General features: G+C 41.0%; 12 protein-coding genes. All 12 read right to left on the bottom strand.

Annotated features, from left to right (window positions below; translation table 11 throughout):
• Positions 1-50 precede the first annotated feature (50 nt).
• Positions 51-944: a diacylglycerol/lipid kinase family protein gene (locus tag BLP54_RS09915; protein WP_090169253.1), complete on the bottom strand. Its 894-nt coding sequence runs from the start codon at positions 942-944 to the stop codon at positions 51-53.
• Positions 945-965: 21 nt separating this feature from the next.
• Complete coding sequence (locus tag BLP54_RS09910) at positions 966-1,214, bottom strand: HPr family phosphocarrier protein (protein WP_072914887.1); 249 nt, start codon at positions 1,212-1,214, stop codon at positions 966-968.
• 41 nt (positions 1,215-1,255) lie between these two features.
• A complete protein-coding gene (gene whiA / locus BLP54_RS09905) occupies positions 1,256-2,098 on the bottom strand; it encodes a DNA-binding protein WhiA (RefSeq protein WP_090169251.1) in 843 nt (280 codons plus the stop codon).
• A complete protein-coding gene (rapZ, locus tag BLP54_RS09900) occupies positions 2,099-2,971 on the bottom strand; it encodes an RNase adapter RapZ (RefSeq protein WP_090169250.1) in 873 nt (290 codons plus the stop codon). It abuts the gene before it with no gap.
• Positions 2,968-3,903: a UDP-N-acetylmuramate dehydrogenase gene (murB, locus tag BLP54_RS09895; protein WP_090169248.1), complete on the bottom strand. Its 936-nt coding sequence runs from the start codon at positions 3,901-3,903 to the stop codon at positions 2,968-2,970. The genes rapZ and murB overlap by 4 nt, the downstream gene beginning before the upstream one ends.
• On the bottom strand, positions 3,896-5,293 hold the full coding sequence (locus BLP54_RS09890) for an aminopeptidase (RefSeq protein ID WP_090169246.1): 1,398 nt from the start codon (positions 5,291-5,293) through the stop codon (positions 3,896-3,898). Before BLP54_RS09890 ends, murB begins: the two co-directional genes overlap by 8 nt.
• Before the next feature lie 76 nt (positions 5,294-5,369).
• Positions 5,370-6,305 (bottom strand): HPr(Ser) kinase/phosphatase, encoded by a 936-nt coding sequence (gene hprK / locus BLP54_RS09885; protein ID WP_090169244.1) that lies wholly within the window; start codon positions 6,303-6,305, stop codon positions 5,370-5,372.
• A 56-nt stretch (positions 6,306-6,361) separates the two neighbouring features.
• Entirely contained in the window at positions 6,362-8,212 is a 1,851-nt protein-coding gene (gene uvrC, locus BLP54_RS09880) for an excinuclease ABC subunit UvrC (protein ID WP_090169242.1), read from the bottom strand.
• Between the two features lie 3 nt (positions 8,213-8,215).
• Positions 8,216-10,225, bottom strand: a complete 2,010-nt coding sequence (ftsH, locus tag BLP54_RS09875; RefSeq protein WP_090169240.1) for an ATP-dependent zinc metalloprotease FtsH — start codon at positions 10,223-10,225, stop codon at positions 8,216-8,218.
• A gap of 148 nt (positions 10,226-10,373) precedes the next feature.
• A complete protein-coding gene (locus BLP54_RS09870; protein ID WP_090169238.1) occupies positions 10,374-11,171 on the bottom strand; it encodes an ABC transporter ATP-binding protein in 798 nt (265 codons plus the stop codon).
• A complete protein-coding gene (locus tag BLP54_RS09865) occupies positions 11,164-12,093 on the bottom strand; it encodes an ABC transporter permease (protein ID WP_090169236.1) in 930 nt (309 codons plus the stop codon). The genes BLP54_RS09870 and BLP54_RS09865 overlap by 8 nt, the downstream gene beginning before the upstream one ends.
• Positions 12,094-12,169: 76 nt before the next feature.
• Positions 12,170-13,198: an ABC transporter substrate-binding protein gene (locus tag BLP54_RS09860; RefSeq protein WP_090169234.1), complete on the bottom strand. Its 1,029-nt coding sequence runs from the start codon at positions 13,196-13,198 to the stop codon at positions 12,170-12,172.
• Positions 13,199-13,255 lie beyond the last annotated feature (57 nt).

Raw genomic sequence — 13,255 nt, 5'->3', positions numbered from 1 at the left:
TTTAGGCTTTTTAACCCTATCTAAACGAAATTTTAGCATAAGCTAAATTTCTATTCAATAGCAATTTCCACAGCGTGGCTCTCATCCTTTATGACAACCACGTCATGTTTTCCACCAAACTCTCCATCGAGAGTCCATGGAACTACATCAGAACTTAGAAATTTGATCTCCTCAGACTGGAAAGCATAAACCATATCTGAATCTGGAATGATACCAGTCATAAAACCGAGAATCTCATTAAGCTCAATAGGATTACGAGGCATTTTTATGAGGGTAACCTCAAATACACCATCATTTAAACCGATGTCACCACGGATAATACCCTGGAATCCTCCTACGGATTTTGAATTGGTAATCATTCCAAAAATGAACTCGTCATAAATGACATTTCCATCATATTCAACCTGCATCCTGAAAGATGGTATATCTCTGAGCTGCTTCGCTCCTTCTATAATATATGCTGCATGTCCTAGAATATTTTTCATGTCCTGTGGTGTAGCATAAGAAACCTCTGTAAAAAGACCAAATGCAGCCACATAAACGAATGAATCTGAATTAAAACGGCCTATATCGCATGGAAACAGGTTGTCAGAAACACTCATACGCGCTGCATTTAACATGTTCTTATCTATACCGAGAGAGTTTCCGAAATCGTTAGTAGAGCCTGCAGGAATGTATCCTATAGGCTTTCTCTGTTCTAATGGTAGCTTCATCATACCGGTAACAACCTCGTCCAAGGTACCATCACCACCAGAGCATACGATTCTATCGAAATTCTCTGCCTGTGCAATTGTTTGATCTGTAGCGTCACCACCAGCCTGAGTGATATGAACACTCACCTGATAGCCAGCCTTAATCATAATATCTAGGATGTCAGCCAGATGTTCTTTTATTTGCCCCTTGCCTGAGCGAGGGTTTGCTATAAATAATAATCTTTTTGACATATGTCCCTCTTAAGTATTACTTTATTTTGTAAGAAAATCAGAAAGCTCTGCTACTGCCTTTTCTTCATCATCTCCTGCTGCATCAATTACAACGTGCGAGCCAGAAGCTAATACCAAACTCATCATACCCATAATGCTCTTTGCATTGACCTTTTTCTCATCCATTTCAAAATAAATAGAACTAGAGAATCTATTTGCTAACTGAACTAAATGGGCTATAGGTGTAGCTTCCATTGAATTTGACATCTGAATAGTAACTTCTTTTTGCATGACGTCCTCCTGAATTTCTAATAAAACCTAATGCTGACTAATTATAATTCCTTTGCTATTGCAGCCAGCTTCTTAAACCGATGGTTAACTCCTGACTTTCCGATTGGTGGATCCAATAACTGCCCTAAATCAGCCAATGGCGTGTCTGGATATGCCAGTCTGATATTGGCTATTTCCTGCAACTGAACTGGTAAGTTTTCTAAACCCAGCTTTTCATTTATCAGATTAATTTCTTCAATCTGACGTACTGCCGCATTTACTGTCTTTCCAATATTTGCTGTTTCACAGTTTACCTTTCGGTTAATGGTGCCTCTTACTTCCTTTACAACCCTGATATTTTCCAAATCCATAACAGAATGCGCTGCCTCCATAACGCGGAGAATCTCTACAATCTGTGCACCATCTTTAATGTAAACAACATGTTTACCAGTGCGCTTAACAATTTTCGCCTCAACATCAAAGGCCTTCATGGCTTTCTGTAAAAGCTTAGCCTGCTGAGGAATGTTGCACACTATCTCAAAATGGTACCCCTTGTTAGGATCTGATATTGAACCCGCAGCTAAAAATGCGCCTCTGATGAATGCTCTCTTACAACAGGTCTGCTGAATGACTATATCATCAACAATCTGTCCATCCTCAGAAAGTTTAAGCATTTTTTGCGTCTCAAAAAAAACATCGTCAGAAATAACGATGACATCTTTCCCTATATTACATACATTTTTTAATAAAGTAAAGACTTTTCTATTTAAATGGTCTTCTGTTTTTTTTCTGAAGCTGTCGAGCCCTTGTAACATAAAGACTCCAGCAAGCTCAGCGACGACACAATGTCGACTTTTTGGAACAACCAAAATAAGTTCTTCTTTTACATCTTTTGAAAATGACAATTATTTCCCTCTCAAAGCATCTTTTCCAATGTCTCGATGCTCAATTTTAAGTCCGTAAGACTCATCTCCATTTAATGCTTCAAAAATTTCATCTGCAAGACATACAGAACGGTGCTTGCCGCCTGTGCATCCCACCGCAATTACAAGCTGATTCTTTCCTTCATTAATATAGTTTGGAATCAGGAATTTGATAAGGTCTGTTGTCTTCTCTAGGAAGATTTTAGCCTCATCATATTTTAATACGAAATCCTTTATAGGCTGGTCGTTACCAGTAAAAGGACGAAGCTCTGTGTCATAATATGGATTTGGTAAGAAACGTACATCAAACACTAAATCCGCATCCTCTGGAATTCCATATTTAAATCCGAAGGATATTATTGTAACAAACAGGCTCTTGTATTCTGCGTCATCAACAAATATCTTCTCCAGCTCTGCCTTAAGCTCTCTGGTAAGAAGATGTGTTGTATCAATAACGTAATCTGCATCCTCTCTAAGGAAGCCAATGGACTCTCTCTCCTCTTTGATTCCTGCTGCAATTCTTTCACGACCTGAAAGTGGATGATTTCGTCTTGTCTCCTTATATCTTTTTATAAGGACATCATCCTCAGCATCGAGAAATAGTATCTTAAATTGCTTCTGATCATTGTCCATTTCCTGCAGGATATCAGGCAAAAGCTTCATCGCATTGCCACTACGTACATCAATTCCGACTACAATATTTTTATCAAAGGAGCCATTGTCAGCCAATTCCACTACACTCTTCAGTAATTGTACAGGCAAATTATCCATGCAATAATATCCCATATCCTCGAACATTTTAAACGCTGTGCTTTTACCTGCACCGGACATTCCAGTAAGAATTAGTAGCTTCAATTGACGTTCCTCCCGATAATTCTAACCTCTGGAGTAAGGTGTACTCCAAATTTTTCATATACCTTTTCGTCCACATCCTTCATAAGCTTTAATACATCTGAAGCTGTGGCATCTGATTTATTAACTACAAAGCCGCAGTGCTTCTCAGAAACCTGCGCACCTCCTACAGTATAGCCTCTAAGACCTGTATCATCAATAAGTTTTCCTGCAAAATATCCTTCAGGGCGCTTAAAAGTTGAACCCGCGCTAGGGAAATTAAGCGGCTGTTTCTCGATGCGTTTCTGGCGGATATCATCTATGGTTGCTTTTATATCTGCTACATTTCCAACCGTAAGCTGAAGCTTTGCACCAAGTACAATTCCAGGATTCTCCATAAGAGCTGAATGTCTATAGGATAAATCCAGCTTATCTACAGATACATCTTCCACCTGTCCGTCGGCTTTTAAAATCTGAACCGATGTAAGAACATCTTTCATTTCTCCACCGTAAGCGCCTGCATTCATATACACAGCACCCCCGATAGACCCTGGTATACCTGAAGCGAACTCAAGGCCTGTAAGTCCAGCATCTGCAGCACGATTAGCCACTGAGGAAAGCATAGCTCCTGCTTCTGCATAAATCTCGCCTTTTGCATCGTCAATAATTATTTCTGAGGAGCTCTTGCCCATAGAAATAACCACACCTTCGATTCCATCATCAGAAACAAGAAGGTTACTTCCATTTCCAATTACCATAAATGGTACATCAGACTCTTTTAAGAAAGCAATAAGAGGAACCACCTGAGAAACAGATGGCTCCACATAAATATCCGCAGGACCGCCAATCCTGAAGGTAGTGTGCTTCTTCATTGGTTCATCAAGAAGGAACTCTACCTCAGGAAAACGCTTCTGCAGTTCATTATAAAAATCTTTTTTAGAAAAACTATTATGCATACTTAATAAATGCCTCGTATCCTAATAAAGCTTCGTATAAATCTACCTTTGAAATAATCTCACATGGTGCATGCATAGAAAGAACTGCAACACCTGAATCAATTACCTGCATGTTGTAGTTGCCCATGATATAAGCGATTGTTCCGCCGCCACCCTGGTCTACTTTACCAAGCTCTGCTGTCTGCCAGCATACCTTGTCCTTATCCATGATTGCTCTAACCTCTCCAACATACTCTGCTGAAGCATCGTTTGAACCACTCTTTCCTCTTGCACCTGTGTACTTGTTAAATACAAGACCACGTCCAAGATAAGCTGAGTTATTCTTCTCAAATGCTGATGCATAGTTTGGATCGAAAGCTGCAGATACATCTGAAGAAAGTACCTTGCAGTTTGTAAGAGCTCTTCTAAGCTTAAGCTCTGAATAATCACCCATAAGGTTGAAGATTTCTGCAAGTGTGTTCTCGAAAAACTTAGACTGCATACCTGTTGCACCAACAGAACCAATCTCCTCCTTATCAACAAGAAGTGCACAAGCTGTCTTTGGAAGCTTCTTTGTTGTGTTGAGAAGAGCCATGAAGGATGGGTAAGCACATACTCTGTCATCGTGACCATATCCTAAAATCATAGAACGGTCGAAGCCAAAATCTCTTGCCTCACCAGCTGGAACAACTTCGATTTCTGCTGAAATGAAGTCTTCCTCTTCTACATCATACTTATCCTTGAGAAGCTTAAGGATGTTCTTCTTAACAGACTCCTTTTCCTTCTCACCCTTTTTATCAAAACCTGGAATGCTTCCTACGATAAGGTTGAGGTCTTCACCTTCTACAACCTTAGCACCCTTCTTGTCCATCTGATCTGCTGCAAGGTGGATAAGAAGATCTGAGATACCAAATACAGGATCTCCAGCGTCCTCACCAACGTTAACTTTAACAACCTCTCCTGTCTTCTTAACAAGAACACCGTGAAGAGCAAGTGGAATAGTAACCCACTGATATTTCTTGATACCACCATAGTAGTGTGTATCTAACATAGCAATATCTGAATCCTCGTATAATGGATTCTGCTTTAAATCCATTCTTGGGCTATCGATATGTGCACCAAGGATATTAAGACCGTTCTCAAGAGACTCAGAACCGATGTTAAATACAGCCATCATCTTGCCCTTGTTTACAGCATAAACCTTGTCGCCAGCCTTAAGCTTTGTATTCTTTGCAATGGCATCCTCAAGATTAATATATCCTGCTGCCTCTGCCTTCTCTACGAAGAAATCAATACATTCTCTTTCTGTCTTGCACTGTGAAAGGAACTTTCTGTAATCCTCTCCAAATGCCATTACCTTTTTCAAATCTTTTTCTGAAGTATACTTACTCCAAGCGTTAGTACGTTCCATTTCTTAAAAATAACTCCTACTTCTAATAAATATTTCTTAATATATCTCAATCACCCTTTAAAGGGCAATTGTTTTTTTACTGCTCACCTGCAATATTGTTCTGAACTCTGCGGTAAAGCTCTTCTGCTGCATTATAGCCCATCTTCTTCTGACGATGGTTAACAGCTGCTGCCTCGCAGATAATTGCAAGATTTCGACCTGGTCTGATTGGAAGCGAATGACATGTAACATCAATACCAAGGATATTCATGTACTCATCTGTCATGCCAAGACGGTCATATTCCTTTTCCTTGCTCCAATCCTCAAGCTTAATTACAAGGTCGATTCTCTGCTCATCCTTAACAGCCTCAACACCGTAAAGAGATTTAACATCAATGATACCAATACCTCTAAGCTCGATTAAGTACTGAGTGATAGATGGTGCACGACCATATAATCTCTCGTTGTTAGGGCGACGAATCTCAACAACATCATCAGATACAAGTCTGTGACCACGTCTGATAAGCTCAAGAGCTGCCTCTGACTTACCGATACCAGACTCACCTGTGATAAGAAGGCCCTCGCCGTATACATCAACCAATACTCCGTGGATAGTGGTGTATGGAGCAAAGTCCTTGTTCAATGAGAAGATAAGTGCTGACATGAATTCTGATGTAGCACGGTCTGTTCCTAAAATAGGTACATTTGCCTTAACAGCCTCCTTTAAAAGAACGTCTGCTGGCTTCTCTCCTCTACAGAAGATGATACAAGGAATGTCGTATGAGAAAAGCTGTGTAAAGCTCTCGATCTTTTCCTCGTCAGTCTTCTTTGATATATATGCAGCCTCAACATTACCGATAACCTGAATACGGCTTGGCTCGAAATGCTCATAGAATCCGTGAAGCTGAAGAGCTGGTCTGTTGACGTCGGAGCAAGTAACCTTTACCTCCTCCAAGTTTAATTCAGGTGTGTAATTTGTAAGATTAAATCTTTCCTGGACAGTAGCTACTGTAACATATTTGTTTGCTGCCATAAAATTCCCTCCATTATAAATGCTTATCGCTTAGTATATGATATATCATTTTCTAATTAATTCATAGGGTGAAAGTAATTGAATACGTTGGCAGCTGCCTCCTGATTCATTCCATCTGTGGCAGCCAACTCTTCAAGGGTAGCTTCTGCCATTTTCTCAGCTGACACAAATCTCTTCATGAGAGCTTTTCTTCGCTTTGGGCCAATTCCCGGAATATCATCCAAGAAGCTGTGAACCTGCCCCTTGCTGCGGAGGCTTCTGTGATACTCAATGGCAAATCTGTGTGCCTCATCCTGAAGCCTTGTGATAAGCTTAAAGCCCTCTGAATGAGTGTCTATAGGCAATTCCTGATCTCTGAAATATAGCCCTCTGGTTCTGTGATGGTCGTCCTTTACCATGCCGGCGACAGGAATATGAAGTCCTAATTCAGCAAGCACCTGCTCTGCTATGTGCACCTGTCCCTTACCACCATCCATCATGATTACATCTGGAAACTTGGTGAAACTGTCCTCGATCACTCCGCCATTCTCTTCTAATTCCTCTAATCCGTGCGAAAAACGGCGATTAAGGACTTCGTACATGGAGGCGTAATCATTTGGGCCCTCCACAGTTTTTATCTTGAATTTGCGGTAATCTGAGCGTTTAGGCTTACCTTTCTCAAAGACTACCATTGAACCTACTGACTGGAAGCCAGATATATTGGAAATATCAAAAGCCTCCATTCGGCTGGCATTTGGAAGACCAAGTAGCGTTGATATTTCTTTCATGGCACCAATAGTGCGGCCCTCTTCCTTTTTGATTTTCTCTCTGTCCTGATCAAGAACCATCTGAGCATTCTTGGCTGCCAGCTCCACAAGCTTTTCCTTAGCTCCTCGCTTAGGAGTTCTAAGATATACTCTGGCTCCCTTTTTATTGGTCAGCCATGTTTCAATCAACTCGGCTTCTTCCAAATCATACTGAACATAAATTTCTCTTGGAACGAATGGCGTTCCTGTATAGTAATCCTCAAGGAAATACTGCAATAATTCCTCATCTGTGTCATCCACTCTGACATTAATGAAGAAATGCTCACGGCCAATCATCTTTCCACCGCGGATAAAGAATACCTGAACAACAGCATCCTCTGTGGCTTTTGCCATAGCAATAATATCCCTATCCTCGCCATCAAGCTGTGTAGCCTTCTGTCTTCCTGCACATGCCTTGACAGATTCAATTAAATCACGATAAAGTGCTGCTTTTTCGAAATCCATTTCCTCTGAAGCGGCATACATTTTTGCTTCTAAATCCTTCAGAGTATCGTAATAATCTCCGTTAAGAAATTCGATCACTTTGTCTACGTTTTTACGATATTCATCCTTATCAACATTTCCCTGACAAGGGCCTAAGCACTGACCAATGTGATAATTCAAGCATGGTCTGTTCTTCCCAAAATTCTCAGGAAGCTTTTGCGCGCAAGTGCGTATCTTATATAATTTCTGAACTAAATCAATTGTGTCGTGAACTGCTCCCGCCGATGTGAATGGGCCAAAGAATTTGCTTCCATTCTTTTTGAGCTTACGGGAAAATAGAACCCTCGGATAAGCCTCTGTGAGGGTAACTTCGATGTAAGGATAGGTCTTATCGTCTCGAAGCATTGTGTTGTATTTCGGACGATATTCCTTTATTAGATTGCACTCTAAAATGAGGGCTTCCATCTCGGAATCAGTAACAATGAATTCAAAATAATCAATGTTCTGAACCATCTGCTTTTTCTTAAGGCCCTCATCGTGACTAGGCTGAAAGTATTGACGGACTCTATTGCGCAAAGACAGCGCCTTGCCTACATAGATAATCTCATCATTTTTCCCATGCATTAGATAAACTCCCGGTTGGTCCGGGAGTTTACTTAAGTCTTGTTCTGTTACCATAAATTACTCATCAAAAATACTATCTGTAACTACGTTATTAGGATCATCTTCAAAGATGCTCTTAAACTGTGATGTTTCTTCCTTCTCTTTTTCTGCATCTGGATCAGGAATACCCTTAATCTCTCTGAAAATCTTCATAAATTCCTTACCAGTAATTGTCTCGTTTTCAAAGAGATACTCAGAAATCTTATCAAGGCTTTCCATGTTATCTGAGAGAAGCTCCTTAGCCTTTGCATAGGCATCGGTAATCATCTTGAGAACTTCATCATCAATCTGAGCTGCAGTATTCTCACCGCAGATAAGAGATGCACGGCCATCCAGGTACTGGCTCTCAACTGTAGCTAGTCCCATCATGCCAAACTTCTCTGACATACCAAAACGAGTAACCATCGCTCTGGCAATCTTGGTAGCCTGCTCGATATCATTTGCTGCGCCTGATGTAAATGAACCAAACTTGATATCCTCAGCTGCTCTACCACCCATGTATGTAACAATCTTTGCAATGAGCTCGTCCTTTGTCTCAAGGAACTTCTCCTCCTCTGGAGTCTGAAGTGTGTAGCCAAGAGCACCCATAGTACGTGGTACGATTGTAATCTTCTGAACTGGCTCAGCATCCTTCTGGAGTGCTGATACAAGTGCATGACCAACCTCGTGATAAGATACGATTCTACGTTCCTTCTCACTCATTGCTCTATCCTTCTTCTCCTTGCCACCTACAGCAACAAGCTCGAAGGCCTCAAATAAGTCTTTCTGATTAACGAACTTTCTCTTGTCCTTAACTGCAAGGATTGCAGCCTCGTTGATAATGTTAGCCAAATCTGAACCAACAAGTCCAACGGATGCAAGAGCAAGTGCATCCAAATCAACTGATTCGTCCATCTTAACATCCTTGGCATGAACCTTAAGGATTTCAAGACGTCCCTTCTGATCTGGACGGTCTACGATAATACGTCTGTCAAAACGACCTGGACGAAGTAATGCTTTATCAAGTACCTCTGGACGGTTTGTAGCTGCAAGGATAAGAAGACCCTTGTTAGAATCAAATCCATCCATTTCTGAAAGGAGCTGATTAAGTGTCTGCTCACGCTCATCATTACCACCGCCATAATGAGCATCACGGCTCTTACCGATGGCATCAATCTCATCGATAAATACGATACAAGGTGCTACCTTCTGCGCCTCCTTGAAAAGATCACGCACACGTGATGCACCTACACCAACGAACATCTCTACGAAATCAGAACCTGCAAGTGAGAAGAATGGAACTCCCGCCTCACCAGCAACTGCCTTTGCAAGAAGAGTCTTACCTGTTCCAGGAGGGCCAACAAGAAGTGCACCCTTTGGAAGCTTGGCACCGATTTCTGTATATTTCTTAGGATTGTGGAGGAAATCAACCATTTCCTGAACTGATTCCTTAGCCTCATCCTGTCCAGCAACATCCTTGAAGGTGATGCCTGTAGCTTTTTCCATGTTATAAAGCTTGGCATTTGACTTGCCAACACCCATTGGGCCTGCACCCATTTTCTTCATAAGGTAGCCAAGGATTACCCAAAGCAATACCAATGGAAGAATAAAGGATAAGATATTGTAGATGATAGCTGCTGTGGAATCAGCAATTGTACCATCGATTTCAACATTATGCTTTTTTAAAAGTGGAAGAAGCTCATCATCCTTAATATAGGCTGTGTATAAGCTTGCCTTTGCGCTTTGGCCTGTAGCCTCGTAAAGCTGCTGAAGCTTTGCTGCATCTTCCTCTGAAACGCCGTAGGTCTCTCCCTTTTTAAGCTCAATGTTAATAACATCATCCTTAAAAGTGACGCTATCTACCTTATCGTCCTCAACCAGTGTCAAGAACTCTGTGTAAGTGATTTCCTGATTACCACCGGAACTTGAGCCCTTATACATCATGCTTGTAAAGAAAAGCGCTATAAGTACAAGAATTCCTAATGTATAAAAAGGCTGACGATTATTCTTTTTATCCCCACCATTTTGGTTGTTATTATTTTCGTTCACATCTGCCTCCGTGTCGTAATTAAATTTTGTACGATATTAATTTATCATATCTTGTGGCAAAAGTATCGAATTTAATACTTTTTTAATAGAATTAAAATAAAAAGCCCCCAGTTTAGACATAAACTGGAGGTCTCTAAATCTTATTATCTTATTTCGAAAGGATTTCTGTATCATTAGTAAACTCTGTACCTGATACTTCTTCAAATTTATGAAGAAGATCTTCAATTGTAAGGTTCTTCTTTTCCTCACCGCTGATGTTGAGGATTACTCGACCTTCATTCATCATGATAAGTCGATTTCCGTAATTAATAGCATCACGCATGTTGTGTGTGACCATCATTGCTGTAAGGCCATGCTCTTTAATAAGCATATCAGTGATTTCAAGAACCTTTGATGCAGTTTTTGGATCAAGAGCTGCGGTGTGCTCATCAAGAAGTAGCACCTTTGGCTTTTGAAGTGTAGCCATCAAGAGTGTAAGAGCCTGACGCTGTCCGCCTGAAAGAAGTCCTACCTTTGCTGTAAGTCTATCCTCAAGGCCTAAGTCTAATTCCTTAAGCATTTCATGATAACGAGCACGCTCTGCACGTGTAACGCCCCAGCCAAGGCCTCTGCCTTTTCCACGGCGGGCTGCAAGAGCCATATTCTCGTCAATCTGCATGTTGGCTGCAGTTCCTGTCATTGGATCCTGGAAAACTCTTCCAAGATATTTTGCACGCTTATGTTCTGGAAGTCCTGTAACATCAATTCCATCAATAGTGATGCTTCCGCCATCTACAGGCCAAACGCCTGCAACTGCATTAAGGAATGTAGATTTTCCTGCACCATTACCACCGATTACAGTACAGAACTCTCCCTCCTCAAGATTAAGTGTGGCACCAGCCAATGCTATCTTTTCATTTATAGTGCCAGGATTGAAGGTCTTTTGTAAGTTAAAAGCATTAAGCATTTCCTTTACCTCCTCTTCTGGCAGCCTTTCTGAATGAGCTGTTCGCCTTATTTTTTAAATATGGTACTGCAAGGAATACCGCAACGATAATTGCTGTAAAGAGCTTCATATCGTTCGCTGGCATCTTGAGCCAAAGTACAATTGCAATAAATAAATAGTAGAGAATTCCACCAACAATAACGAATGCAAGTGTCAGTGCAAAATTAGACTTCTTTCTAAACAGCGCTGTACACAAAACGTCACCAATGATGATTGATGCAAGTCCGATAACGATAGCACCACGTCCCATGTTTACGTCAGCATTTCCGTTAAACTGTGCAAAAAGCGCTCCAGCGAATGCAACTAATGCATTTGAAATGATAAGTCCCAATGCTTTCATTACATTAACATTAATTCCCTGCGCCTTTGCCATGGCTGGATTTGTTCCTGTTGCTCGAAGAGCTGAACCCATCTCTGTACCGAAGAACCAGTACATGAGAGCAATGATAAAGGCAGCCATTACAATTACTGTAATAAGCGCGTCTGTCTTGTATCGAAGTGATACTGCTAAATTATATTTATCTACAGAAATAGGAGTGTTAGGCTGATTGTTAGCTATGCGAAGATTGATAGAATACAATGCAAGCTGTGTTAATATTCCCGCCAAAATATCCGGTATTCCAAGTACTGTATGAAGCACTCCGGTGATAAGACCTGCTGCTGCGCCTGCGATAAAGGCAAGCACAAGTGCAAGTACCCATGAGTGACCTGAAAGAATTACCATAGCAGCTACTGCGCCGCCCGTTGCAAATGAGCCATCCACTGACAAATCCGCAAAATTTAATAATTTGAATGTGATGAAGATACCAAGTGCCATAATTCCATAGATGATACCCTGAGCTACGGTACCTGGCATTCCTGCTATTAATGTTTCAATTCCCATTTTAAACTCCAAAGAGCAAGGCCAAAACTTCTGGCCTTGCCCGTATTAATAAATTTTATATTTTTAATACTTCTCTTTATTCCATTTCAATTTCTACATAGTCATCTGGAATTTCGATACCAAGCTTATCAGCGATATTCTTGTTATATTCCTTTGTAAACTCTGTAGCATACTCAATATCATATGTGGCTGGATCTTTTCCGTTTGCTAAAATCTCGTAAGCCATGAGACCTGCATTATACCCGATGTCATAATATGAAATCGAAAGTGTTGCAATACCACAGCCTTTACAGATTCCCTCCTCACCTGCGATGATAGGAACGCCTGCTGTTAATGCTACATTATTAATTGTCTCAGCTGCGTTTGCTGCTACATTGTCTGTTGGCACATATAAAACGTCGCTTGAGCCACATGCTGACTGAACTACTGTTGCAACATCTGCAGAATCTGCAAATGTGTAATCTGTTACGTTGTAACCGTACTCCTCTAAGTACTTTGTGATTTCCTTTGCCTGATATAAAGAGTTTTTCTCACCTGAGCAATAGATAAGACCAACTTCTTTTGCGTCTGGGAAAAGTGCATTTAACATCTCTGCCTGGCCATCAAGCGGTGCAAGATCAGATGTACCTGTTACGTTTACTCCAGTAGCGCCGCTCCAATTCTCGATATCAAGTGCTGAAGCATAATCTGTGATAGATGTGGCTACGATTGGAATAGAATTTGTAGCTGTAGCTGCAGCCTGTAACGCTGGTGTAGCATTTGCCATTATCAAATCTACATTATCAGATACAAAGGTATTGGCAATTGTAGCGCATGTAGCGTTATCACCTGATGCGTTCTCGATTGTGACTGTTACCTTGTCACCTAACTTCTCAACTAAAGCATCCTGGAAGCCCTGAGTAGCTGCATCTAAAGCTGGATGCTGAACAAGCTGAATAACCCCTACATTATAAGTCTTTGAATCGACTGTCGAATCAGCTGCTGCCTCTGTAGCAGCTTCTGCTGATGCGCTCTCAGCTTCTTTCTGAGCAGCAGAATCAGTTCCACAGGCCACCAAAGAAAGTGTCATTGTCATTACTGCAATCAGACTAACAATCTTCTTCATATTTTTCTCCTCCTTAGTATTCAATGTGTACACTTTAGCACTTTTAACGGCTAAAGT

The organism is Pseudobutyrivibrio sp. 49 (genome assembly GCF_900100545.1).
Lineage (GTDB): Bacteria > Bacillota > Clostridia > Lachnospirales > Lachnospiraceae > Pseudobutyrivibrio.
The sequence above is the reverse complement of the archived record's forward strand: the minus strand, read 5'-3'. Positions and strand labels throughout refer to the sequence as shown.